This window comes from Streptomyces griseus (assembly GCF_900460065.1).
Classification (GTDB): domain Bacteria; phylum Actinomycetota; class Actinomycetes; order Streptomycetales; family Streptomycetaceae; genus Streptomyces; species Streptomyces griseus.
In genome coordinates this window covers 246370-269241 of sequence record NZ_UAVD01000024.1, presented here as the reverse complement: position 1 = coordinate 269241, position 22872 = coordinate 246370, and the positions used below count along the sequence as shown (strand labels likewise).

General features: G+C 74.0%; 22 protein-coding genes. 10 read left to right on the top strand and 12 right to left on the bottom strand.

Annotated elements, in window-relative coordinates; genetic code table 11:
- Positions 1-10 precede the first annotated feature (10 nt).
- From DTB53_RS11710 to DTB53_RS11690, 5 genes are read right to left on the bottom strand one after another with little or no spacing between them, the layout of a single operon-like run.
- Positions 11-1264 (bottom strand): ABC transporter substrate-binding protein, encoded by a 1254-nt coding sequence (locus tag DTB53_RS11710; protein ID WP_012378358.1) that lies wholly within the window; start codon positions 1262-1264, stop codon positions 11-13.
- A complete protein-coding gene (locus DTB53_RS11705; protein ID WP_012378359.1) occupies positions 1261-2412 on the bottom strand; it encodes a branched-chain amino acid ABC transporter permease in 1152 nt (383 codons plus the stop codon). Before DTB53_RS11705 ends, DTB53_RS11710 begins: the two co-directional genes overlap by 4 nt.
- Positions 2405-3295 (bottom strand): branched-chain amino acid ABC transporter permease, encoded by an 891-nt coding sequence (locus tag DTB53_RS11700; protein ID WP_012378360.1) that lies wholly within the window; start codon positions 3293-3295, stop codon positions 2405-2407. The genes DTB53_RS11705 and DTB53_RS11700 overlap by 8 nt, the downstream gene beginning before the upstream one ends.
- Positions 3292-4092, bottom strand: coding sequence for an ABC transporter ATP-binding protein (locus DTB53_RS11695; RefSeq protein ID WP_012378361.1), 801 nt, complete (start codon positions 4090-4092; stop codon positions 3292-3294). The genes DTB53_RS11700 and DTB53_RS11695 overlap by 4 nt, the downstream gene beginning before the upstream one ends.
- Positions 4089-4883 carry an ABC transporter ATP-binding protein gene (locus DTB53_RS11690; RefSeq protein WP_030700585.1) on the bottom strand — a complete coding sequence of 265 codons (795 nt, stop codon included), beginning with the start codon at positions 4881-4883 and terminating at the stop codon, positions 4089-4091. Before DTB53_RS11690 ends, DTB53_RS11695 begins: the two co-directional genes overlap by 4 nt.
- A gap of 265 nt (positions 4884-5148) precedes the next feature.
- Here DTB53_RS11690 and DTB53_RS11685 point away from each other — a divergent pair, with 265 nt between their 5' ends.
- Positions 5149-5871: a PucR family transcriptional regulator gene (locus DTB53_RS11685; protein WP_012378363.1), complete on the top strand. Its 723-nt coding sequence runs from the start codon at positions 5149-5151 to the stop codon at positions 5869-5871.
- Positions 5872-6141: 270 nt separating this feature from the next.
- Here DTB53_RS11685 and DTB53_RS11680 read toward each other — a convergent pair whose 3' ends face one another.
- Entirely contained in the window at positions 6142-7260 is a 1119-nt protein-coding gene (locus tag DTB53_RS11680) for a glycerate kinase (protein WP_042495726.1), read from the bottom strand.
- 139 nt (positions 7261-7399) lie between these two features.
- Between DTB53_RS11680 and DTB53_RS11675 the strand changes: the two genes are divergently transcribed.
- Positions 7400-7897 carry an NUDIX domain-containing protein gene (locus DTB53_RS11675; RefSeq protein ID WP_012378365.1) on the top strand — a complete coding sequence of 166 codons (498 nt, stop codon included), beginning with the start codon at positions 7400-7402 and terminating at the stop codon, positions 7895-7897.
- 27 nt (positions 7898-7924) lie between these two features.
- Here DTB53_RS11675 and DTB53_RS11670 read toward each other — a convergent pair whose 3' ends face one another.
- On the bottom strand, positions 7925-8125 hold the full coding sequence (locus DTB53_RS11670) for a type II toxin-antitoxin system VapB family antitoxin (protein ID WP_003965093.1): 201 nt from the start codon (positions 8123-8125) through the stop codon (positions 7925-7927).
- A gap of 174 nt (positions 8126-8299) precedes the next feature.
- On the opposite strand from DTB53_RS11670, the gene DTB53_RS11665 reads away from it, so the two are divergent.
- The 7 genes from DTB53_RS11665 (at position 8300) to DTB53_RS11635 (ending at position 17288) form a co-directional block, all read left to right on the top strand.
- A complete protein-coding gene (locus DTB53_RS11665) occupies positions 8300-9091 on the top strand; it encodes a CoA transferase subunit A (RefSeq protein ID WP_012378366.1) in 792 nt (263 codons plus the stop codon).
- A gap of 1 nt (position 9092) precedes the next feature.
- Positions 9093-9785 (top strand): 3-oxoacid CoA-transferase subunit B, encoded by a 693-nt coding sequence (locus tag DTB53_RS11660; protein ID WP_003965095.1) that lies wholly within the window; start codon positions 9093-9095, stop codon positions 9783-9785.
- A gap of 174 nt (positions 9786-9959) precedes the next feature.
- Positions 9960-11300 (top strand): extracellular catalytic domain type 1 short-chain-length polyhydroxyalkanoate depolymerase, encoded by a 1341-nt coding sequence (locus tag DTB53_RS11655; RefSeq protein ID WP_042495729.1) that lies wholly within the window; start codon positions 9960-9962, stop codon positions 11298-11300.
- A 28-nt stretch (positions 11301-11328) separates the two neighbouring features.
- The gene (locus DTB53_RS11650; RefSeq protein ID WP_236586255.1) at positions 11329-12798 is read left to right on the top strand and encodes a 3-hydroxybutyrate oligomer hydrolase family protein; all 1470 of its coding nucleotides are present in this window, start codon (positions 11329-11331) and stop codon (positions 12796-12798) included.
- Between the two features lie 127 nt (positions 12799-12925).
- On the top strand, positions 12926-13723 hold the full coding sequence (locus DTB53_RS11645) for a 3-hydroxybutyrate dehydrogenase (protein ID WP_042495731.1): 798 nt from the start codon (positions 12926-12928) through the stop codon (positions 13721-13723).
- Positions 13724-13905: 182 nt separating this feature from the next.
- Positions 13906-15294 carry an MFS transporter gene (locus DTB53_RS11640; protein WP_003965098.1) on the top strand — a complete coding sequence of 463 codons (1389 nt, stop codon included), beginning with the start codon at positions 13906-13908 and terminating at the stop codon, positions 15292-15294.
- A gap of 89 nt (positions 15295-15383) precedes the next feature.
- Positions 15384-17288, top strand: coding sequence for a helix-turn-helix domain-containing protein (locus tag DTB53_RS11635; RefSeq protein WP_012378370.1), 1905 nt, complete (start codon positions 15384-15386; stop codon positions 17286-17288).
- A 31-nt stretch (positions 17289-17319) separates the two neighbouring features.
- Here DTB53_RS11635 and DTB53_RS11630 read toward each other — a convergent pair whose 3' ends face one another.
- Positions 17320-17724 carry a (2Fe-2S) ferredoxin domain-containing protein gene (locus DTB53_RS11630; protein WP_003965101.1) on the bottom strand — a complete coding sequence of 135 codons (405 nt, stop codon included), beginning with the start codon at positions 17722-17724 and terminating at the stop codon, positions 17320-17322.
- 376 nt (positions 17725-18100) lie between these two features.
- Here DTB53_RS11630 and DTB53_RS11625 point away from each other — a divergent pair, with 376 nt between their 5' ends.
- Positions 18101-18685, top strand: a complete 585-nt coding sequence (locus tag DTB53_RS11625) for a TMEM165/GDT1 family protein (protein ID WP_012378371.1) — start codon at positions 18101-18103, stop codon at positions 18683-18685.
- 42 nt (positions 18686-18727) lie between these two features.
- Here DTB53_RS11625 and DTB53_RS11620 read toward each other — a convergent pair whose 3' ends face one another.
- The 4 genes from DTB53_RS11620 to DTB53_RS11605 all read right to left on the bottom strand — a co-directional run bounded on the left by DTB53_RS11620 (position 18728) and on the right by DTB53_RS11605 (position 22865).
- Entirely contained in the window at positions 18728-19255 is a 528-nt protein-coding gene (locus tag DTB53_RS11620) for a methylated-DNA--[protein]-cysteine S-methyltransferase (RefSeq protein ID WP_012378372.1), read from the bottom strand.
- Between the two features lie 12 nt (positions 19256-19267).
- Positions 19268-20740 carry an AlkA N-terminal domain-containing protein gene (locus tag DTB53_RS11615; RefSeq protein WP_012378373.1) on the bottom strand — a complete coding sequence of 491 codons (1473 nt, stop codon included), beginning with the start codon at positions 20738-20740 and terminating at the stop codon, positions 19268-19270.
- A 130-nt stretch (positions 20741-20870) separates the two neighbouring features.
- Complete coding sequence (locus tag DTB53_RS11610) at positions 20871-21404, bottom strand: O-acetyl-ADP-ribose deacetylase (protein WP_003965106.1); 534 nt, start codon at positions 21402-21404, stop codon at positions 20871-20873.
- A 45-nt stretch (positions 21405-21449) separates the two neighbouring features.
- Positions 21450-22865 (bottom strand): phytoene desaturase family protein, encoded by a 1416-nt coding sequence (locus DTB53_RS11605; RefSeq protein WP_012378374.1) that lies wholly within the window; start codon positions 22863-22865, stop codon positions 21450-21452.
- Between the last annotated feature and the right edge of the window lie 7 nt (positions 22866-22872).

The following is a 22872-nucleotide window of genomic DNA, read 5'->3' as shown; positions in this document are numbered from 1 at the left end:
CCGGCGCGGCTCAGGAACCGGCGGTGAAGGTCTCGGCCGCCGCGGCGACCTCGGCCGGCCGGACCACCTTCAGCCCGCCGGCGGCACCCGCGTCCGGCTTCATGATGACGCTCTCGCGGGTGGACGGGGCCTTGGGGTCCGAGAAGTCGTGCGACACCCCGAACTCGCTCCCGTACCCCTTGATCGTCAGCAGCGCCTTGTCGATGCCCTCGCGGGTGAGGTCCTTGTCGTCGCAGGCCTTCGACAGGGCCTCGCCGAACAGGGAGGCCGCCGTGTAGCCGGCGACGACGCCGTTGTCGAGCACGTCCTTCGGGTACTGGGCGGCGTACTCCTCGGCCAGCTTGGCGGGGCCGTCGCCCGGGTCGCCGATGGGCAGCGTGGAGGCGGCGACGTAGTAGTCCTTGAGCAGCGCGGGGCCCGCCTGGGTCTTCAACAGCTGCGGGGCGAAGGCCGAGTTGTTGCCGACGACCGGGACGCCGAAGCCGGTGGCCGCCGCGACGCCGACGAGGGAGGCCGCCTGGCGCGGGCCCGCGCTGACGATCACGGCCTTGACCCCGGCCTGCTTGAGGGCGGCGACCTGGGCCGTCATGTCGTTGTCGGTCGGCTTGATCTTCTGCTCGACGACGGTGAGACCGGCCTCCTTCGCCGCGTGCTTCGAGCCGACGAGCGCGTTCTCGCCGTAGTCGCCCTCGAAGTAGACGTGACCGATCCTGTCGCCCTTCGCGATGCGCTTCTCGGCGAGGAGGTAGTCGACGAGGTTGATCGTCTCGACGTCGTAGGTGGCGCCGATGACCCTGACGTACGGGGAGCCCAGCAGATTCGCCGACCAGGCCTGCGGCAGCACCAGGCCCTTGTCCTGGCCGTCGATGCGCTGTTCGACGGCGGCGACGAACGGGGAGCCGATGAACTGGGCGAAGCCCACCACCTCCGGCTCCAGCTCCGTGTAGGCCGCGATCGCCTTCTGCGGATCGTATCCGTGGTCGCGGACCGTCAGTTCGATCTTCCGGTCGCAGATGCCGCCCGCGTCGTTCGTCTGCTTCACCCACAGCTGCTGGGCCTGGGTGACGCTCTTGCCCAGTGAGGCGTAGACGCCGGTCATGTCGGTCAGCACACCGAGGGAGATCGTCGAGGAGGAGACCCCGGGACCCGTCTTGATGCCGCCCTCGCCCTCCTCGGCGGCCTTTCCGTCGGTCGCCTTGCCGCTGCACCCGACGAGGGTGACGGCGAGGGCCGCGACCACGGCCGTGAGCACTCTGAGTTTCATGACTTCTCCCCTGGATTCTTCGGAGCCGCGGGCTTCTTCGCGCGTGCGAGGCCCAGGCGGGCGAGGCCGCCGGGCAGGAACAGGACCACCGCGACCACCGCGGCGCCGTACAGATAGCGGGACGCCTCACCGGGTGCGAGACCGCCCGTGCCGGGGGCGGAGACCAGCGGCAGGGAGTCGCTGTAGTGCGTGAACACCTGCGGGAGCAGGGAGACGAAGGCGGCGCCGACCACCGCGCCCGCGACGCTGCCGAGCCCGCCGATGACGATCATGGCGAGGTATTCGAGGGAGAGGATCATGCCGAAGTACTCGGGCACGGTCCGCTGGAAGACCAGGGCGAGCAGGACGCCGGCGAGCCCCGCGTACATCGAGGACAGGACGAAGACCCCGGCCCGGTAGCGGGCCACCGGCACACCCATCACCCCGGCGGCGATCCGGTGGTCCCGGATCGCGTTCATGGCGCGTCCGGGCCGGCCGCGCAGCACGCCCCGGGCGAACAGGGCGCTCAGCAGGAGCGCGAGAAGGCCCGCGTACCAGAGCTTCTCCGACGATCCGAACGGCACGGCGGCGACGACGAGTTCGGAGTCGTCGAAGGTGAACCCGAAGACGGACAGCGGCGGTACGTTCCGGCCGTTGTAACCGCCGGTCAGGGAGCCCGCGTTGAACAGGACGTGCTGCCCGATGAAGATCAGGGCGAGCGTCGCGATGCCGAGGTACGCGCCGCGCAGCCGTCCGGCGATGGGGCTGAAGATCCCGCCCGCCGCTCCGGCGAGCAGCACGGCGAGGATCGCGGCCAGCCAGGTGGGCAGTCCGAGTCCGGTCAGCGCGTGCCCGTTCTCGGTGCCGCTCTCCCCCGCCAGGACGGAGTAGCCGTACGCGCCGACGGCGAGGAAGAACGCGTGGCCCATGGAGAGCTGCCCGGTGGCGCCGGTGAGCATGTTGAGCCCGATGGCGCCGATCGCGGCCGCCATCGCGAACAGTCCGGCCTGGAGCCAGAAGCGGTCCAGGTAGAACGGGAGGACGAGGAGCAGGAGGGAGCCGATGAGCACGGCGTACGTGCGGGGGCCGCGCAGCCGGTCGGTGAGGTTTTCCGGGCCGCCCCGCACGGGGGAGGTCGCGGCAGGGGCTTCGGCGGTGGTGTCAGACACGGGCCGGCTCCTTCGTGCCGAAGAGTCCCGCGGGGCGGATCAGCAGGACGGCCACCATCACCAGGTAGGGCGCCAGATCGCCGATGCCCCGGCCGAGGAAGGCGAGGTCGCTCTGGTAGCCGGTGGCGAACGATTCGGTGACGCCGACGATGAGACCCCCGGCCAGCGCCCCGGTGGTGGAGTCGAGTCCGCCGAGGATCGCGGCGGGGAACGCCTTGAGCGCGGCGAGCGAGGTGGCGCGCTCCAGGCCCGGGGTCGGGAACACGGTGAGGAAGAGGGCGGCGACGGCGGCGAGTGCTCCGGCGACCGCCCACGCGGCGAGCGAGACCCGCCCCAGCTTGATGCCCATGAGCGCCGCCGTCTGCGGGTTCTCGGCGGCTGCGCGCATCGACACGCCCCACGAGGTGTAGCGGAAGGCCAGCAGGAACACCGTGATCAGCAGCCCGGCGGCGAGGAACGCGGCGATCCGGGTCTGGGCGAGGGTGACACCGCCGACGGAGACGACCTCGTTGCCCCAGGGGTCGCCGAGGGCGAGCACGTCCGTGCCCATCCGGCGGGTGAGTTCGGTGATCAGGAGGATGTCGACGCCGATGGTGACGATGGCCAGGACGCTGTGGTCGCTGCCCCGGTAGCGGCGCATCACGAAGAACTCGATGCCCGCCCCGACGGTCGCCGCCCCCGCGATCCCGACGAGCAGCGCGGGCCAGAACCCGATGTCGTCGTGGAGCACGGCGGTGACGTAGCCGCCCGCCAACAGCAGGGACGCGTGGGCGAAGTTGACGACCTCGGTGGCCTTGAAGATGACGACGAACCCGAGCGCGATGAGCGCGTAGACCGAGCCGATCGACAGGCCGCCGAGGAGGAGTTCGACAGACGTGGTCATTGAGGTGCTCCCAAATATGCCTGGACGACGGCCGGATCGTTCTGGACCTCGGCGGGGGCACCCCCGGCGATCCGTCGTCCGAAGTCGAGTACGGTCACCGCGTCCGCGAGCCGCATCACCACCCCCATGTCGTGCTCGACCAGCACGATGGAGATGCCGAGGCTGTCGCGTACGTCCGCCACGACGGCCGCGGTGCGGCGGCGTTCGTCCGCGGTCATCCCGGCGATCGGCTCGTCGAGCAGCAGCACCTTCGGCTCCATGCACAGCGCGCGGCCCAGCTCGACGAGCTTCTGCTGCCCGTACGGCAGCGATCCCGCCGGGCGCTCCAACTCCTCGTCCAGGCCGATGAATTCGGCGATCTCCCGGACCCGTTCGCGGTGGCGCCGTTCCTCCCGGGCGGCGGAGGGCAGCCGCAGACCGGTGGCGAGGAACCCGGAGCGGGTCAGCCGGTGGCGGCCGAGGAGAAGGCTGTCGGCGACGGTGGCGTGCGGGGGCAGTGCCAGGTTCTGGAAGGTGCGGGCGACCCCGAGGCCCGCGATGGTGTGCGGCGGGAGTCCGGTGAGTTCGGTGTCGCCGAGCCGGACGTGTCCTGAGGTGGCGCGGTAGACGCCGGACAGGACGTTGAAGCAGGTGGACTTGCCCGCGCCGTTGGGTCCGATGACGGCGTGCACACTGCCGGGTTCGACGGTGAAGGAGACGCCGTCGAGTGCGGTGAGCCCAGAGAAGCGGACGGTGACGTCCTCGACGGCGAGTGCGGCCGTCGTGCTGTGCGCGGCGGCCGTGGCGGTGGGGGTCACGCGGACCACCTGCTCAGGGTGCGGCGGTTCCGGGCGGCCGGGTCGGCGTCCGCCGCCGCCTCGTCGACGACGCCCAGGTAGCGGCGGCGGACCTCGTCGGAGGCGGCGAGTTCGTCGGCGGGCCCGGACAGGGCGACCTCGCCGACGTCGAGGACGTACGCCGTGGAGGCGAGCCGCAGGGCGATCGCCGCGTTCTGCTCGACGAGCATGACGGAGGTGCCGCCCGCGTTGATCTCCTGCACGGTCTCGGCGATCCTGGCCGCCATCAGCGGGGCGAGACCGAGCGAGGGCTCGTCCAGCAGGAGCAGCCGGGGTCCCGCCATCAGGGCGCGGCCCATGGCCAGCATCTGCTGCTCGCCGCCGGACAGCAGCCCGGCCCGCTGGTGCGCGCGGTCGGCGAGCACCGGGAAGAGTTCGTGCACCCGGGCGAGCGCCGCGCCGGTCTCCTTGCGCCCGCCGCGGGCCCCGAGGGCGCCCGCCCGCAGGTTGTCGGCCACCGTCATCCGGGCGAAGACCTGCCGGCCCTCCGGCACCTGGACCACCCCGGCGGCCACCACCTGGGCGGGCCGCAGCCCCTCCAGGGGGCGGCCGTCGAACCGGATGGTCCCGGTGCCCGTCCCGCGGTGGAAGCCGAGGGTCCGCGACACGGCCCGCAGCAGCGTGGTCTTGCCCGCGCCGTTGCCGCCGAGTACGGCGGTGATCCCGCCGTCCGGTACGTCGACCGAGATGTCGCGCAGCGCCCGGACCGGGCCGTAGCCGACGGACAGCGCGCGGATCTCCAGCGTTGCCATGCGTCCTCCTCCTTCCGCCATGTCGTCCCCGTGTTCACCGGTCGTGCTCAGCGGTGAAGGCGTGGCGTCGTGTGTGGTGCCACAGACCAGCACCGGGCGGGACGTGCGTCCACGGCGCGGGACCGACTCGATGCGGACGACCAGCCAACGAGGGGCCTCGTTGTGCACGCGCACAGACGCGGTGACGGGTGGGCGGCCCCGGCTACGGACGCTGGCATCCTCATCGGTCGTCAGGGACGCCCGGACCCGGGGGACGGAGCGGCGGATGCGGTGTGGGACGCGGTACGGGGCGCTGCTCGGGCCGCTGTTGGCGGGCGGGGCGCCGCCGGACCTGGTGGAGCGCGCGGCGCGCGGCCTCGGACTGCCGGGGCGGGGGCGTTTCGCGGTGGTGGTGCTGGGCGCGCCCGTGCCGGAGGCCGCGGTGGCCGAGGGCCCGGACGGGGACGGGGCGCGCTGGTGGTGGTGGCGCGGTGCGGGGGGCGGGGACGTCGCGGTGGTGCTGCTGGGCGCGGCGGGCCCGGCCGGGGCGGTGGCGCGGCTCGGGGAGCACGGTGCGGGGCCGGGAGGGATGAGTCCGGTGGTGGGCTCGCCGGCGCAACTGGGCTCGGCCCGGCGGCTCGCGGTCACGGCGCTGCTGACGTGCGCGCCCGGCAGCCGGGAGGTCGTACAGCTCGACGAGCGGCTGCCGGCGGCCCTGCTGGTGAGCCTCCCGGAGCTGTCGGCGCGGCTCCTCGCGGAGGTGTTCGGTCCGCTGCTGGCGCTGGTTCCGGCGGAGCGTGCGGTGCTGGTGGGGACCTTGGAGATGTGGCTGGAGTGCGACGGTTCGGTGGGGCGGGCCGCGCTACGGCTGCGGTGTCACCGCAACACGGTGTTCAACCGGCTGCGGAGGCTGGAGCGGTTGACCGGGCGCGCGCTGTCCCGTCCGCGTGAGCTGGTCGACCTGGTGCTGGCGCTGGACGTGCTGAGGCTGTCGTCCGCGGCGCCGTGAGGCGGGGGGGGCGAGATGAGGTGGGGTGCTGCCGCGTGCGTTGCGCCGGGCCGTCCCGTGCGGCGGCCCCGCGCACGGGACGGCCCGGCGTGGAGGCGCGACGGCCCTGCGCACGGGAGGGGCGACGCACGGAGGGGGCGACGCACGGAGGGGGCGACGCACGGAAGGGGCCCGGCGTCTGTCCCCGGGCCCCTCCCTGTGCTCTCTGCGTACGCCCCCTTCGCCTACGCGCGTTCGGCGGGGGTCCGGCCCTCGGGCGTCCGCTCCACGTCAGCGCGGCAGGAAGTCCCGGGCGATCGACTCCGCCACCCGCTCCAGCAGCGGCCCGGCCTGGGCCATGGACACGGCCGGGTCCGGTTCCAGCTCGGCCAGGGCGTAGGCGCGGCGGATGCCCGCCTTCTCCAGGGCCTCCGGGGACAGGGCGAGCCGGCCGCAGACCGCGACGACCTCGATCCCGGCCGCGCGGGCGGCGGCGGCGACCCCGGCCGGGGCCTTGCCGTGCAGCGTCTGCTCGTCCAGCGAGCCCTCGCCCGTGACGACCAGGGTGGCGCGGGCGAGCGCGGGGGCGAAGCCCAGCACGTCGAGCATCACCTCGATGCCGGGGCGGAAGCGGGCGCCGAGGGCGACGAGCGCCCCGTAGCCGATGCCTCCGGCCGCGCCCGCGCCGGGCAGGGCCGCCGTGTCCGGGCCGAGGACCGAGGCGTAGTGCGCCAGGGCCGCGTCGAGGACCGCGATGTCCTCCTCGCTCGCGCCCTTCTGCCGGCCGTACACCTCGGGCGCCCCCTTGGGCCCCGTCAGCGGGTTGTCCACGTCGCTGGCCAGGACCAGGTCGATGTCGGCGAGCCTGGGGTCGAGCCCCGCCAGGTCGGCCTCGGCCAGCTCCGCGAGAGGGCCGCCGCCGGGTCCCACGGGCTTGCCGTCCGCGTCCAGGAAGCGGGCCCCGAGGGCGGTGAGCATGCCCGCGCCACCGTCCGTGGTGGCGCTGCCGCCGACCCCGAACACGATCGTCGTCGCCCCCGCCTCCAGGGCGGCCAGCAGCAGTTCGCCCGAGCCGTGCGTGGTGGCCGTGAGCGGGGCGAACACCCCGTCGGGCAGGTGCTGGAGGCCCGAGGCCTCGGCCATCTCCACCACGGCGGTGTCCCCGCGCAGCGCGTACGCCGCCGTCACCGGGTCCCCGAGCGGACCGGTCACCCGGACCTCGCGGCGCTCGAATCCGGCGGCCACCGCCGCCGCGACCGTGCCGTCGCCGCCGTCCGCGACCGGCAGGGTCTCCACCGCCAGGCCGGGGACGACGCGCCGCAGCCCGGCCGTCACCCGCTCCGCGACCTGTACGGCCGTGAGCGAGCCCTTGAACTTGTCCGCCGCCACGAGCACGCGGGCGGTCTCCACATCTGCTCCGTCCGTCACCTTGCATCCCTTGCTTTCGAACAGGCAGTCGCGCCGCACCGACCCTATCCGCACGACCCCTGATCTGCCCATGGCCGTCCACGGCCGTACGGTCCGGACCCGGGCCACTACGCTGTCGGCCGTGACGACACCCGATGCCGACTACGCCACGTACATCGCCGGGCTCCCCCGGGTCCTCGCCGGTGCCTCCTCGGTCTTCCGCGCCGCGGACGGGCGGATCCTGCTGGTCGAGCCGAACTACCGCGAGGGCTGGGCGCTGCCCGGCGGGACCGTCGAGTCGGAGACGGGCGAAGGCCCCCGGCAGGGCGCACGGCGCGAGACGGCGGAGGAGATCGGCCTCGATCTGGCGCCGGGACGGCTGCTCGCGGTGGACTGGGTGCGGGGTGCCGGCCGGCCGCCGATCGTGGCGTACCTGTACGACGGCGGGGTGCTCACCGCCGACCAGCTGGGGGCGATCCGGCTCCAGGAGGAGGAGCTGCTGTCCTGGCGGCTGGTGGCGCCCGCCGATCTGGACGGCTTTCTGCTCGGCACGCTCCGCGGCCGGGTCCGGGCGGCGCTGGAGGTCCTGGGTTCCGGCGGCGGGACCGTGGAGCTGGAGGACGGCGAGCCGGTCGCGTAGGACCGCTCGCGACGGGGGCCGGGGTGATCAGCCCTGCTGTGCCTCGGGCTTGATCTCCACGTCGCGCACCGCTCCTTCGCGGTCCGCGACCAGGGCCTCGGTGCGGTGGCCGCGCGCGATGTAGTCGCGCACCACGAGTTCGACGGCGTCCTGGGGGGTGCCGACCCCCGCGAGCACCATCACTTCGACGACGAGTTCGGCATCCAGACTGACGGTCACCTTGGCCATGCGCGGACCCTACCCCGGCCCGCTCCGCACGCGGGCCGGATTGGCCGAGGAGCATCGGACCCGACCGTCGTGACCACCATCCCCGCCCCCGCCGCTATGGGGTCGGCCGCCATGGCCGTGAGCCGCCGGCGGTTCCTAGTCTCGTGCGCAGTCGACGAGGCGAGAGGTGGACGGATGAGCAGGGACAAGGTGGTCGCCGACCCGGCGGACGCGGTCGCGGACGTCGGGCGCGGGGCGTCGCTGGCCGTGGGCGGATTCGGGCTGTGCGGCATCCCCGGGGTGCTGGTCCACGCGCTGCTGGAGCGGGGCGTCGGCGGGCTCAGGGTGGTGTCGAACAACTGCGGGGTGGACGACTGGGGCCTCGGCCTCCTGCTGCGTGCGGGGCTGATCGCGCGGATGACCAGCTCCTACGTGGGAGAGAACAAGGAGTTCGCGCGCCAGTACCTCCAGGGAGAGCTGGAGGTGGAACTCGTCCCCCAGGGCACCCTGGCGGAACGGTTGCGGGCCGGCGGTTCGGGCATCCCGGCGTTCTACACGCCCGCCGGCGCGGGCACCGTGATCGCGGAGGGCGGTCTGGCCTGGCGCCACGGCCCCGACGGATCCGTCGCGGTGGCCTCACCGCCCAAGGAGAGCAGGATCTTCGGCGGGCGCGAGCACCTCCTGGAGGAGGGCATCACCACCGATTTCGCGCTGGTGCGGGCGGCCGTGGGCGACCGGCACGGGAACCTCCGCTTCGACTCCTCCGCCCGTAACTTCAACCCGCTCGCCGCGATGGCGGGACGCATCACCGTGGCGGAGGTGGAGAAGCTCGTCGAGCCCGGTGAACTCGCCCCCGACGACGTCCATCTGCCCGGGATCTTCGTGCAGCGGGTGGTACCCGTCGGCGCGGACGATCCGCGCGCCGAGAAGCGCGTCGAGCGCCTGACCGTCCGCACCGCCTCCGATGCCCACGAGGGGACCCGCTGAGATGCCGCTGACCCGTACGCGGATGGCGGCCCGCGCCGCCGGGGAGCTGCCCGACGGCTCCTACGTCAACCTCGGCATCGGTCTGCCGACGCTCGTCCCCGACCAGCTGCCGGACGGCGTCGAGGTGGTGTTCCAGTCGGAGAACGGGCTCCTCGGCGTCGGTCCGTACCCGGTCGCCTCCGAGGTCAGGGCCGACCTGATCAACGCGGGAAAGGAGACGGTGACCCTGCTGCCCGGGGCGTCCTGTGTCGACTCCGCGCTCTCCTTCGCGATGATCCGGGGCGGGCACATCGACGTCGCGGTGCTGGGGGCGATGCAGGTGTCCGCCTCCGGCGACCTCGCGAACTGGGTGGTTCCCGGCAAAATGATCAAGGGGATGGGCGGTGCCATGGATCTCGTCCACGGCGCCCGGCACGTCATCGTGTTGACGGAGCACACCGCGCGCGACGGTTCTCCCAAGCTGCTCGGGGAGTGCACCCTGCCGCTCACCGGCCGGGGCGTGGTGCACCGGATCATCACCGATCTCGCGGTGCTCGACGTCACCCCCGGCGGTTTCCTGCTGCGGGAGGTGGCCCCCGGGGTGACGGTGGATCAGGTCCGCGCCGCGACCGGGGCGGAGCTGGCCGTGGCGCACGACCTCGCGCCGACGACCCGAACGCCGCCCCGGGCCGCCGCTTCTCCGCCCGTCCCGTAGCAGCGGGCCGCGTTCCCGGCAACGGGCGGCGGCCCCCGGCCGACGGGCGGGTTGTGGAGGGCGCCGCCATTCCCGGGCCGCCCGTCGGCTTCCTACGGTGACCGCACCCCGGCGGCGCGGCCGGGGAGCACGGGATCACGAACGCTCCCGTGCGCCGTCCCACGGGAGGTCACCATGGAGTACGTCGATCCGTCGCACCCGGCCCCGCCCGGGGCCCCGCCGCCGAGGACCGGACGCGGCGGGCGGTGGAGCCGTGCCGTCCGCCGCCTCGGCGCCGTCGTCGCCCTGGTCACGGGGGCGGCGCTGGTGGGCCCGGGGACGGCCGGTGCCGCTCCGGCGGGGCCGATGGCCGCCGGAGCGGGACAGCCCGGCCCCGCGGCGTCCGCCGCGCCCCGGGCGGCGGCCTCCCTGGAGCGCGTCACCGCCTTCGGGGCCAACCCCGGCAACCTGGCCATGTACGTGTACCGGCCCGCGGGCCTGCCGGCGGGCGCGCCCGTGGTCGTCGCCCTGCACGGCTGCACCCAGAGCGCGCGGGTGTACTCCGACAACGCCGGGCTCGACACCTTCGCCGACCGCCACGGATTCCTGGTCGTCTACGCCGAGACCACCGCCGCCAACAACGCCAACACGTGCTTCAACTGGTTCCAGCCGGGCGACACCCGGCGCGGGCAGGGCGAGGCCGCGTCGATCCGGCAGATGGTCGCGCATGCCGCGTCCGCCTACGGGGCGGACGGGCGGGTCCATGTCACGGGCCTCTCGGCCGGCGGGGCGATGACCTCGGTGATGCTCGCCGCCTACCCGGACGTCTTCGCCGCCGGGGCGGTCGTCGCGGGGATCCCCCAGGGCTGCGGGGTCGACGTGGTGACCGCGTTCGGCTGCATGAGTCCCGGCGTGGACCGCACCCCGGCGGCCTGGGCGCAGGCCGTCCGGGACGCGTACCCGGGACACACGGGTCCCTGGCCCCGGGTGAGCATCTGGCACGGTGACCGCGACGCGACCGTCGTCCCGCGGAACGCCGACGAGCTGCGCGACCAGTGGACGGCCGTGCACGGGCTCGGCCAGTCGCCGGACCGGACCTCCACCATCGGCCCCAACGGCACCCGCAGGAGCATGTACCTGTCCGCCGGGGGCGCGAGCGTCGTCGAGGTCAACCGGGTGCCGGGGATCGCCCACGGCACCCCCGTCGATCCGGGCGGCGGCGGCGAGCAGTGCGGCGCCACCGGCACCCAGCACTTCATCGACTCGATCTGCTCCAGCCACTGGATCACCCGCTTCTTCGGGCTGGACGGCGGCACCACCCCCGAACCGCCCGTGGACCCGCCCACCGAGCCCGCCGCCTGCTGGACGGCGAGCAACTACGAGCACGTACGCGCCGGCCGGGCCACCACCACCGGCGGACAGGTGTACGCGAAGGGCTCGGCCCAGCACCTGGGGCTCTACAACACCTTCGTGACCCACACCCTCAAGGAGTCTCCGGCGGGCCACTACGTCCTCGCCGACTCCACCTGCCCCTGACACCGCTCACCCGACGGAGGCCCCACCCATGCCAGTCGCCCCATCGACCGTCCAACGCACCGGACCACGACCCGACGCCCCGCGGGGTCCGGCCCGCGGCCGGTGGCTGCGCGCGACGGCCGCCGCCACGGCCGTGCTGGCGGCCTGGACCGCGGCGTTGTCCGCCGCGTCCCCGCTGCCGCCGGACGCCGGCCGGCCAGGTCACTGCTCGCGCCCGGACACCATCGAGGTGCCCGGGGCCGCCCACCAACAGGCCGCATGCCTGGCGGAGTTGACGACCGCCGGGACGGTGGCCTCCGGGCACACCGACCCGGCCGACTGGGCGGGACTGACCCCGAAGGACCTCGCCACCCCCCGTGGCGTGCCGGGCCTCCAGATCGACGGGTACTTCCCCGACTCCTCGACCGGCAACACCAACCACGGCTGGAACCACGACTCCCAGTTCGTCATCCGACTCCCGGACCGCTGGAACGGCGGCCTCGTCGTCGCCGGTTCGCCCGGCGTGCGCGAGCAGTACGCCAACGACCGGGCGTTCGGCGACTGGGCGCTCGCCCGGGGGTACGCGTACGCCGCGACCGACAAGGGCAACACCTCGGCCGCGTTCCACCGGGACGGCGCCGCCCCCGCGGACGCCATCGCCGAGTGGAACACCCGGGTCACCCAGCTCACCCGCGCGGCCCGCCGGGTCGTCGCCCAGCGCTACCACCGTCCGCCCTCCCGCACGCTGGCGATGGGCCTGTCCAACGGCGGCTACCTGGTGCGCTGGCAGTTGGAGAACCACCCCGGGCTGTACGACGGCGGGGTGGACTGGGAGGGCGCGCTCTGGCGCTCCGAGGGGCCGAACCTCCTCACCTTCCTGCCGCCGGCCCTGCGCGCCTACCCCCGCTACGCGGCCGGGGGCGCGGACGCCGGGGCCGCCCACCGGACCATGACGGCCGCCGGCTACCCGGCCGGCTCGGAGTTCCTCTGGCCCTACCACCACCAGTACTACTGGGACCTGACCCAGCGGATCTACCGGGAGGAGATCGACCCGGAGTTCGACGGCTCGACCGAGGCGGGCACTCCCTTCTGCGCGCCGGGCACCCCCGCCTGCGACGCCGACTACGCCTACGCGGAACGGCCGGCCCAGGTGCGTGAGGCCGTGGAGAGGATCGCGCTCACCGGCCGCATCGGGAAACCGCTGATCAGCTTCCACGGCACCCTGGACGTCCTGCTCCCGATCTCCCAAACCTCGGACGCCTACGCGCGCCTGGTGCGGCGGGAGGGCCGCGGAGCGCTCCACCGCTACTACCGCGTCGAGGGCGGCACCCATGTGGACTCGCTCGTCGACACCTTCCCCGACCGGCTGCGTCCGCTCGTGCCGTGCCACCGTTCCGCGGCCGCGGCCCTGGAACGCTGGCTGGACGACGGCCGGCGGCCCCCGTCGAGCCGCACCCTGGAGCTGCCCGAAGGGGCCGGCCCGGCCGAGCTGCTCGCCCGCTGCCCGCTGGACGGCTAGGTCCTGTCCGGTCGAGGAATGGCGGTGCCCTCTCCCCGAGAGTGGCGGCGCCCGCCACTCCTGCGCCGTTCACTGTGGAGTTCCGCACCATGGGATGTCCGGCCGGGTGTCTCTAGCGTTTCCGGCCATGACGAGCCAATTTCACGCAGCTTCCGGTTCCTCCGCGCCGGGCGCCGGGGCCGTGGACCTCACGGGGCGCACCGCCCTGGTCACCGGCGGCGGCAGCGGCATCGGGCGGGCCACCGCCGAGGCGCTCGCCGGGGCCGGCGCCCTCGTTCACGTGGTCGACCGCGAGGCCGGGAGCGCCACGTCCGTCGCCGCCGCGATCGGCGGCGTGGCGCACGTCGTGGACCTGGCCGAACCCGAGGCGGTCGCGACACTGCCGACCGGGGTGGACGTGCTGGTCAACAACGCCGGGCTCCAGCACGTGGCCGCCATCGAGGACTTTCCGCCGGACCGCTTCGAGCTGATCCAGAAGGTGATGGTGACCGCCCCGTTCCTGCTGATGCGGCACTGCCTCCCGCACATGTACGCCGGGGGGTGGGGCCGGATCGTCAACGTCTCCAGCATGCACGGGCTGCGGGCCAGCGCCTTCAAGTCCGCCTACGTCGCGGCCAAGCACGGCCTGGAGGGGCTGAGCAAGGTGGCCGCCCTGGAGGGCGCCCCGCACGGGGTGACCAGCAACTGCGTCAACCCCGGCTATGTGCGCACACCGCTGGTGGAGGGCCAGATCGCGGGCCAGGCCGCCGCGCACGGGATCCCCCCGGAGGAGGTCGTCACCGGCATCCTCCTGGACCGGTCCGCGATCAAGCGGCTGATCGAACCCGAGGAGGTCGCCGCCGTCTGCCGCTGGCTCTGCGGCCCCCACACCGGCTACATCACCGGCGTCTCGCTCCCCGTCGACGGGGGCTGGGGCGCCCACTGACCCCGGGCCCGCCACGGCCCCCCACCGTCGGCACCGGCCCCACCCGCCCCTACCGCTCCCCCCGTCCGTACCCCTCGACCAGCCGGAACCGCTCGTACCGCTCGTACCGCTCGCGCCTCCGCTCCCCCGACCCCGCACCCCCGTCCCTGACAGCCCTGCCAACGAAACGCGGTGACTCCACCATGGGTTCCCCCAGCTCCGTCCAGCCCCCCAAGGGCAAGATCGGCCGCATCGTCGCGGCCAGCCTCGTCGGCACCACCATCGAGTGGTACGACTTCTTCCTCTACGGCTCCGCTGCCGCGCTCGTGTTCAACACCCTCTTCTTCCCCAGCAGCGACCCGCTGGTCGGCACGCTGCTCGCCTTCCTGACGTACGCGGTCGGCTTCGCCGCCCGGCCGCTCGGCGGCGTCGTCTTCGGCCACTACGGCGACAAGATCGGCCGCAAGAAGCTCCTGGTGCTCAGCCTGCTCATGATGGGCGGCGCCACCTTCGCCATGGGACTGCTCCCCACCCACGCGAGCATCGGCGTCTGGGCGCCGATCCTGCTGACCGTCCTGCGCCTGGTGCAGGGCTTCGCGCTCGGCGGCGAGTGGGGCGGCGCGGTACTGCTCGTCTCCGAACACGGCGGCGACGAACGCCGCGGCTTCTGGGCCTCCTGGCCGCAGTCCGGCGCGCCCGGCGGCAATCTGCTGGCGACCGGCGTCCTGGCGCTGCTCGCCGCCGTCCAGTCCGACGAGGCGTTCCTCGCCTGGGGCTGGCGCATACCGTTCCTGCTGTCCGGCGTCCTCGTCATGATCGGACTGTGGATCCGGATCTCGGTCGAGGAGTCCCCGGTCTTCCTCGAGGCGCAGCGGAAGTCGGACGCCGCGGCGGCTCGGGGCGTCAAGGAACAGGCCCCGGTCGTCCAGGTGTTCCGCAAGAGCTGGCGCGAGGTGCTCCTCGCGATCGGCACGCGCTTCGGCGAGAACATCTCGTACTACATCCTCACCGCCTTCCTGCTGGTCTACGTGACCGTGCATCTGGAGATGTCCAAGAGCGACGCCCTCAACGCCGTCCTGATCGGCTCCGCGGTGCACTTCGTCACCATCCCGCTGTGGGGGGCGCTCTCGGACCGGCTCGGGCGCCGCCCGGTCACGCTGATCGGCGCGGTCGGCATGGCGTTCTGGGCGTTCGGCTTCTTCGCCCTCCTGGACACCGAGTCCTTCCCGGTCATCGTCCTCGCGGTCACCCTCGGGCTGCTGCTGCACGGTGCGATGTACGGTCCGCAGGCGGCCTTCATCTCGGAGATGTTCGACACCAAGGTCCGCTACTCGGGCGCTTCGATGGGCTCCCAGCTCGCCTCCATCATCGGCGGGGCCCTCGCCCCGCTCATCGCGGTGGAGCTCCTGAAGGACTACGAGTCGTCGGTCCCGATCTCCCTCTACCTCTGCTTCGCCTCCCTGGTCACCGCGGTGACGGTCTGGGTGGCCAAGGAGACCCGCGGCCGCGACCTCACCCAGGACGGGCTCGGCGACTCCGTCCCGGCGGCGCCGGCGACGGCCGTCAAGGACTCGGTCCCCCTCGGCCACTGATCCCACGCCCTCCCGCCCGCCGCTGCACGCGGTGCGCGGGAGGGCCGTCCCCGTTGTCCGCTCGGCCCCTCCCGGGAGGCGATCACCGTATGCTCACCGGCGTGACACCACCGGCCGCCCAGCACTCCGCTCCGGCCCTGCGCCGGCTCCTCGACCTGCTGGCCCAGGGCGCCGCGGTGGAGGAGTTCGACCGGCCGGCCGCCGCCGCCCGGCAGGCGGGAGCGACCGCGGCCGAGCTGGCCGAGATCGCCGAGGCGGCCGGCGTGGCCCTGCGCATCCGGCGCACGCTCGGCCAGCACCGGGTGCGCGAGGCACAGCTCACCGCCCTGTTCGACACGGCCAGCGACCTGGCGGCCCTGCGCGATCTGGACGCCGTCCTGCGGGCCATCGTCCACCGGGCGAAACTGCTGCTCGGCACCGACGTCACCTACCTCTCGCTCAACGACGACGCCGCGGGCGACACGTACATGCGGGTCACCGACGGGTCGGTGGCCGAGGACTTCCAGCGGCTGCGGCTCGGCATGGGCGAGGGCCTGGGCGGGCTCGTCGCCCAGACCGCCCGCCCGTACGCCACCGGGGACTACCAGGCCGACCCCCGCTTCCACCACACCGGCCCCATCGACAGCGCCGTGCTGAACGAGGGCCTGAGGGCGATCCTCGGCGTACCGCTGCGCCTCGGCGCCCGCGTCATCGGCGTGCTGTACGCCGCCGACCGGGCGCCCCGCGAGTTCTCCGCCACCGAGGTGGCGCTGCTCTCGTCGCTGGCCGACCACGCCGCCATCGCGATCGACGGGGCACGGCTGCTGGAGGAGACCCGCGCCGCCCTGGTCGACCTCAACGCCGCGTCGGAGACCATCCGGACGCACAGCGAGGCGATGCGGCGTGCCGAGGAGGCCCACGACCAGCTCACCGACCTCGTCCTCCAGGGCGGCGGCGCCGACGACGTGGCGGCGGCCCTCGCCGACATCCTGGACGGCGGGATCCTCATCCACGACGCGGACGGCGCGGAGCTGGCCCGCGCCCGCACCGAGCCGCTGCCGCAGCCGATCCCCGCGGTGTCCGCGTCCCGGGCCAGGGGCCGGGCCGTTCCGCTGGGCGGCACCTGGGTCTGCGCCGTCCTCGCCGGCCCCGAGCTCCTCGGCTCCATCGCGCTGACGGGCCGGGCCGGGCTGGCGGACGCCGACCGACTGCTGTTCGAGCGCGCCAGCGTCGTCACCGCGCTGCTCATGCTGTTGCGCCGTTCGGTCGCCGAGACGGAGGACCGGGTGCGGGGAGAGCTGCTGGGCGACCTGCTCTCGCGCACCGGCGACCCGGGCACCCTGACAGCCCGCGCACGACGGCTGGGCGTCAACCTGGGCCGACGGCACAGTGTGTTCGTCGCGCACAGCGAGGTGGCCCCGCGCCACCGGCTGCTGGCGGCGACCGCCCGGAGCGCGCAGGCCCGCAACGGGCTGGCCGGGCTGCACCACGACCACATCGTCCTGGTGGCGCCCACCGACGCGCCGGGGCCGGCCGCCCGGGCGCTCGCCGCCGAGCTGGGCCAGGCGGTCGGCTTCCCCGTCACGGTCGGCTCGGCGGGCCCCGCCACCGGTCCGGCCGAGCTGCCCCACGCGCACAGTGCGGCCGACCGCTGCCTCTCCGCGCTGCGCGCCCTCGGCCACACCGGGAGCGGCGGCGCCGTCGGGGACCTCGGGTTCATCGGCGTGCTGCTGGGAGACCAGGCGGATCTGGGCGGCTATGTGCACCGGACGCTGGGGCCCGTGCTCGACTACGACAGCAGGCGCGGGACCGATCTCGTCGCCACGCTGGACGCCTATTTCGCCCAGGGGGCGAGCCTCACCCGGACCAAGGACCTGCTGCACGTCCATGTGAACACGGTGGTGCAGCGGCTGGAGCGCATCGGCCGGCTCCTCGGGCAGGACTGGAACACTCCTGCCCGCACCCTGGAGATCCAGCTCGCTCTGCGGCTCCACCGCCTGACGCGGGGCCTGTGACGGGGCGGGTCCGGTGCCCCGCCGGCGGGCCTCAGCCGTCCAGGCCCGCCCGGACCCGGCGTGAGGGCTGGAAGACGTAGAGGTCGAGGATGTCCGGGGCGTCCGCGAGCCCGGGGCCGCCGGCCGCCGCCCACGTCACGATGTCCTGCTCGGCGTGCTCGTCGTTGACCAGGCCCAGCCAGACGGGCCGGCCGCCGGCCCGGCGGCCGTCGGCGGAGGGCTGCACCACGATGACGTTGCCCTGCTCGCAGGCGTCGAGGCAGTCGACCGCCCGTACGGTGGCGGCGCCCTCCAGGCCGGAGCGCAGCCGGGACAGCTGGGCCGCGTGGTCCACGCCCGGGATCTTCTCCGTGCCGCAGCAGCAGCCCCGGCAGACGCTGACGGTGGGCCGGGGGGCGCCCTGGGCGGGCACGTCCTTGCGGGGGCGGCGGCTCATGGGGGCACTTCCCGTCGCGGTGGGTGGAGTCGGGTGGCGGCGGACCGCCGGGGGCCCGGTGATCATCACGATGCTACCGAGGCGCTCACGGTGCGAACACCGGCACCCGGTCCGACCGGGTGAGGTATCGTTGACGGCTGCGAAGGGGAGTAGCCCCGCAAACCGGTCGTCGACATACTGGAGCCTCCGGGTTCCCGGTGACCGGGCTCGTGCGTCCTGCGAAGGACTGCCACGGGCGGGCGAGACCTTCGGTCCTGTATGACACGTCCACGTCCTGTGGGCGGAGCCGTCATGCCGGGCCGAGTGGTCCTCCGAAAAGCCCGAGCGGCGCTTCGCGAAGATCCGGGGCCCGGCTCGAAACAGAAAGTCACCCGGAATGCACCTCGACTTCCTGGCGATCATCACCGCCTTCGGGCTGATCTTCCTCGCGGAACTCCCCGACAAGACGATGTTCGCCTCGCTGGCCATGGGTACGCGGATGCGGCCGCTCTACGTGTGGTTCGGCACCTCGTCCGCGTTCATCGTGCACGTCGCCATCGCCGTCGGCGCGGGCAGCCTGATCGGGCTGCTGCCCGACTGGATCGTCAAGCTCGTCTCGGCCTCGCTGTTCGCGCTCGGTGCGTTCCTCCTGCTGCGCGGCAGCGGCGGGGACGACGACGAGGACGCCGAGGTGAAGACGGTGACCGGTTTCTGGCCGGTCTACTCGACCGCGTTCATGGCGGTCTTCATCAGCGAGTGGGGTGATCTGACCCAGATCACCACCGCCAACCTCGCCGCGAGCAACGGCACCTGGTCCACGGCGATCGGCTCGGCCGCCGCCCTGATGTCCGTCTCGGCGCTGGCGCTGCTGGCGGGGAAGTTCATCGCCAGCCGCGTACCGCTGAAGACCGTGCAGCGGATCGGCGGGATCTGCATGCTGGGTCTCGCCGTCTGGACGACCGTGGAGATCTTCACCGGCTGAGCGGGGCGGGGGCGTACCGGGTTCGGCACGCCCCGGCCGCCCTCAGAACAGCGCCTGCGGCCCGTCCGCGCTCCCGCCGCTCTCGAAGGCGAGCAGCCGCTGCTTGCGGTCCAGGCCGCCGCCGTAGCCGGTGAGGCTCCCGGAGGCTCCGATCACCCGGTGGCACGGCACGATGATCCCGACGGGGTTCTTGCCGTTGGCCAGTCCGACCGCCCGCGAGGCCCCCGGTTTTCCGAGCTCCTCGGCCAGTTCGCCGTAGGTACGGGTCTCGCCGTACGGGATCCTCAGCAGCTCCGCCCAGACGCTCCGCTGGAACGGGGTGCCCGCCAGGTTCAGCGGCAGGTCGAAGGTGGTGCGGTGGCCGGCGAAGTACTCGGTGAGCTGCTGGATCGTCTCGCCGAAGGGCTCCGGGTCCGGGACGCCGAAGGTCTCCTCGGGCGGGCGGTGGCGCTGGTCGGTCATGTAGAGGGCGGAGAGGACTCCGTCGGTGGCGACGAGGGTCAGCGGGCCGTAGGGGCTGTCGACGACCGTGTGCCGTCTGGCGGCGGCGGTGGCGGGTGCGGCGGTCATGGCGGTGCTCCTTCAGTCGGGCAAGTGGTTGATGGGGTGGTCGTCCACCGTCCAGAGGTACTGCACGGCGTACGCCCGCCAGGGGCGCCAGTCGACGGCCCGTGCGGTGAGGGCGGCGGGGGTGGCCGGCAGGCCCAGCCGTCCGGCCGCCCGGCGGATGCCGAGGTCGCCCGGGAGGAAGGCGTCGGGGTCGCCGAGGGCCCGCATGGCGATGGACTCGACGGTCCAGGGCCCGAAGCCGGGCAGGGCGGCCAGTTCGGTGCGGGCCCGCTCCCAGTCGGTGTCGGTGTCCAGCCGCAGCCGGTCCTCCGCGAGGGCGGCGACGAGCGTGGTGAGGGTCGTTCGGCGGGTACGCGGCAGGGCCAGGGCCTCCGGGTCGAGTCCCGCCAGCGCCTCCGGCGTCGGGAAGAGGTGGGTCAGCCCGCCCTCGGGGTCCTCGACCGGGACGCCGTGGGCGGTGACCAGCCGGGCGGCGTGGGTGCGGGCGGCGGCGGTGGAGACCTGCTGGCCGAGCACCGCGCGCACGGCGAACTCGGCCCCGTCCACGGTGCGGGGCACCCGGCGGCCGGGGCCCGCGTCGACCAGCGGGGCGAGCACCGGGTCGGTGCGCAACTGCGCGTCGACGGCGACCGGGTCCGCGTCCAGGTCGAGGAGCCAGCGGCAGCGGCTGATGGCCCGGGTGAGGTCGCGGGGGTCGGTGAGGGCGAGCCGGCAGGCGATGTGGTCGGGCGCGGGACTCAGGGCGACGACGCCGTGGCCGTACGGGAGGGTGAGGGTGCGGCGGTACGCTCCGTCCCGCCACTCCTCGACGCCGGGGACGGCGGTCGCGGCGAGGTGGCCGAAGAGGTTGCCGGGGTTGAGCGGGGCCCGGTAGGGGAGGCGGAGCGCGATGACGCCCGGCACGGCGGCGGGTCCGGGGCCCCGGGCGGCTCGGGTGCGCAGCTCGCCGGGGGCCAGGCCGAAGACCTCGCGGACCGTCTCGTTGAAGGTGCGGATCGAGGAGAAGCCGGCGGCGAACGCGACCTGGGCCATGGGCAGCGCGGTCGTCTCGATGAGCAGGCGGGCGGTCTGCGCCCGCTGGGCGCGGGCCAGGGCGAGCGGTCCGGCGCCCAGCTCGGCCAGCAGCTGGCGTTCGATCTGCCGTGCGGAGTAGCCGAGCCGGGCGGCGAGCCCGGACACGCCCTCGCGGTCGACGACCCCGTCCCGGATCAGGCGCATGGCGCGGGCGACCGAGTCGGCGCGGGCGTTCCACTCGGGGGATCCGGGGCTGGTGTCGGGGCGGCAGCGCTTGCAGGCCCGGAATCCGGCCTGCTGGCAGGCGGCGGCGCTGGGGTAGAAGGTCATGTTGCGGACCTTGGGCGGCACGACGGGGCAGCTGGGGCGGCAGTAGATCCGGGTGGTGAGGACCGCGGTGAAGAACCAGCCGTCGAAGCGGGAGTCCTTGGACTGGACGGCCCGCACGCAGCGCTCGGTGTCGGTGTGCATGGTTCCAGGATGGTGCACCGGTCAGGGGCTTGGCTGGCGGAAATCCGACAGGGCCCTCGCGCGGGAATCCGACAGGCCTGAAGCCTTCCGACGGGCGCCGGGCACGGATCCTTCGGGGCGCGGGGCGGGCTCAGCGCATCGCGAGGACTTCCTCGAACTCCACGTACGCGTGGGCGTCGAAGAGGACGAAGCGCACCTCTTCGATCGGCTCCACGGCCTCCGCCAGGACCGTGCGCACGGCGATCTTGGCGCCGTCGTCCATCGGCCAGCCGTAGATGCCGGTGGAGATCGCCGGGAACGCGATGGACCGGGCCCCCAACTCCGCTGCCAGGCGCAGGGATTCTCGGTAGCAGGAGGCGAGCAGGGCGGACCGGTCCTGGGCGCCGGAGAAGACCGGGCCGACCGTGTGCACGATCCATCGGGCGTCGAGGCGTCCGGCGGTGGTGGCGACGGCCTGCCCGGTGGGCAGTCCCTTCCCGTAGTGCGCGGCGCGCAGTTCGCGGCAGGCGGCGAGGATGTCGGGTCCGCCGCGCCGGTGGATGGCGCCGTCGACTCCGCCGCCGCCGAGCAGCGAGGAGTTCGCCGCGTTGACGATGACGTCGACGGACTGGTCGGTGATGTCGCCGCGGACCAGGCGTACGGCGGGGGAGACAGAGGTGCTCATGCGGACATCATGCCGCGCGCCGGGGGCCTTCGCCGCCGGGTCCGGTCAGGAGGCCCGCAGCCTTCGCCATACGGCCTTGGCGGCGTGGTGGCCGGACATGCCGTGGACCCCGGGTCCGGGCGGGGTGGCCGAGGAGCAGAGGAAGACCGCGGGGTGCGCGGTGGCGTAGGGGACGCGGGCGAGCTTGGGGCGGATCAGCGTCTGGAGGCCGGCGAAGGCTCCGCACGCGATGTCGCCGCCGACGTAGTTGGCGTTGCGGGCGGCGAGTTGGGGCGGTCCCGCGAGGGCGCGGGCGAGAACGAGGTCGCGGAACCCCGGGGCGAAGCGCTCCAGTTGGCGTTCGATGACGTCGGTGGCGTCGCCCTCCCAGCCGGCCGGGACGTGCCCGTACACCCAGAAGACATGGCGTCCCTCGGGGGCTCTGGAGGGGTCGGTGACGCTGGGCTGGGCGGTGATGAGGAAGGGCACGCTCGGGTCGCGGCCCTCGACGGCCGCCCTCAGCGCGGTGTCGATGGTCCCGGCGTCGGGGCCGATGTGGACGGTGCCCGCGCGGCGGGCCTCGGACGCGGTCCACGGGACGGGGCCCGACAGGGCATAGTCGATCTTGAAGGCGGAGGCGCCGTAGCGGTAGTGGTGGTACGCGGAGCCGAGGCCCGCGATCCGGGCGAGCGCGGAGGGCGAGGTGTCAAAAATGTAGGCGCGGGCGGGCGGGAGTTCGTCCAGGCGCTTGACCTCGCTGCCGGTCCGGATCGTGCCACCCTGTTCGCGGAGGAAGGAGGCGAGGGCGTCGGAGATGGCCTGGGAGCCGCCGCGCGGCACCGGCCAGCCGTTCTCGTGGGCGGCGAGCGCGAAGACGAGGGCGATGGCGGAGGTGGCGAAGCCGCTGGTGGGAGCTATGGCGTGGGCGGCGAGCCCGGCGAAGAGGCCGCGGGCCTTCTCACCGGCGAAGCGGCGGGAGACCCAGGTGGCGGGCTGGAGGCCGAGCAGGCCGAAGCGGGCCAGCCGGTAGGGGTCGCGGGGCAGACCGTCCCAGGGGGTGCGCAGGAAGTCGGCGGCCAGGGTGTCCCAGCGGCCGACGAAGGGGGCCACGAGCCGGCGGTAGGCCCCGGCGTCGGCGGCCCCCAGCGACATCGCGCTCTCGCCCACCGAGCGGGTGAGCGTGACCGCGGTGCCGTCCGGGAAGGGGTGCGCGAGGTCGACCTCGGGGTGCAGCCACCGGAGGCCGTGCCGGTCCAGCGGCATGCCGCGGAACGCGGGCGAGCCGATGCCGAGGGGGTGCACGGCGGAACAGGGGTCGTGCCGGAATCCGGGGAGGGTCAGCTCCTCGGTGCGGGCGCCGCCGCCGATGGTGTCGAGCGCCTCGTGGACCTCCACCGCTAGGCCCCGGCGGGCCAGTTCGGCCGCGGCGGTCAGTCCGTTGGGACCCGCGCCCACCACGACCGCATCGAGCATCGACGGCACCTTGGGA

What these genes read in the sequence shown, in the direction of transcription:
- DTB53_RS11625 (WP_012378371.1), top strand. Translation starts at nt 18,101, where the DNA reads ATGCACCTCGACTTCCTGGCGATCATCACCGCCTTCGGGCTGATCTTC.
- DTB53_RS11670 (WP_003965093.1), bottom strand. Translation starts at nt 8,125, where the DNA reads ATGGCCAAGGTGACCGTCAGTCTGGATGCCGAACTCGTCGTCGAAGTG.
- DTB53_RS11700 (WP_012378360.1), bottom strand. Translation starts at nt 3,295, where the DNA reads ATGACCACGTCTGTCGAACTCCTCCTCGGCGGCCTGTCGATCGGCTCG.
- DTB53_RS11640 (WP_003965098.1), top strand. Translation starts at nt 13,906, where the DNA reads ATGGGTTCCCCCAGCTCCGTCCAGCCCCCCAAGGGCAAGATCGGCCGC.
- DTB53_RS11660 (WP_003965095.1), top strand. Translation starts at nt 9,093, where the DNA reads ATGCCGCTGACCCGTACGCGGATGGCGGCCCGCGCCGCCGGGGAGCTG.
- DTB53_RS11655 (WP_042495729.1), top strand. Translation starts at nt 9,960, where the DNA reads ATGGAGTACGTCGATCCGTCGCACCCGGCCCCGCCCGGGGCCCCGCCG.
- DTB53_RS11665 (WP_012378366.1), top strand. Translation starts at nt 8,300, where the DNA reads ATGAGCAGGGACAAGGTGGTCGCCGACCCGGCGGACGCGGTCGCGGAC.
- DTB53_RS11635 (WP_012378370.1), top strand. Translation starts at nt 15,384, where the DNA reads ATGCTCACCGGCGTGACACCACCGGCCGCCCAGCACTCCGCTCCGGCC.
- DTB53_RS11615 (WP_012378373.1), bottom strand. Translation starts at nt 20,740, where the DNA reads ATGCACACCGACACCGAGCGCTGCGTGCGGGCCGTCCAGTCCAAGGAC.
- DTB53_RS11685 (WP_012378363.1), top strand. Translation starts at nt 5,149, where the DNA reads ATGCGGTGTGGGACGCGGTACGGGGCGCTGCTCGGGCCGCTGTTGGCG.
- DTB53_RS11650 (WP_236586255.1), top strand. Translation starts at nt 11,329, where the DNA reads ATGCCAGTCGCCCCATCGACCGTCCAACGCACCGGACCACGACCCGAC.
- DTB53_RS11645 (WP_042495731.1), top strand. Translation starts at nt 12,926, where the DNA reads ATGACGAGCCAATTTCACGCAGCTTCCGGTTCCTCCGCGCCGGGCGCC.
- DTB53_RS11710 (WP_012378358.1), bottom strand. Translation starts at nt 1,264, where the DNA reads ATGAAACTCAGAGTGCTCACGGCCGTGGTCGCGGCCCTCGCCGTCACC.
- DTB53_RS11630 (WP_003965101.1), bottom strand. Translation starts at nt 17,724, where the DNA reads ATGAGCCGCCGCCCCCGCAAGGACGTGCCCGCCCAGGGCGCCCCCCGG.
- DTB53_RS11610 (WP_003965106.1), bottom strand. Translation starts at nt 21,404, where the DNA reads ATGAGCACCTCTGTCTCCCCCGCCGTACGCCTGGTCCGCGGCGACATC.
- DTB53_RS11620 (WP_012378372.1), bottom strand. Translation starts at nt 19,255, where the DNA reads ATGACCGCCGCACCCGCCACCGCCGCCGCCAGACGGCACACGGTCGTC.
- DTB53_RS11690 (WP_030700585.1), bottom strand. Translation starts at nt 4,883, where the DNA reads ATGGCAACGCTGGAGATCCGCGCGCTGTCCGTCGGCTACGGCCCGGTC.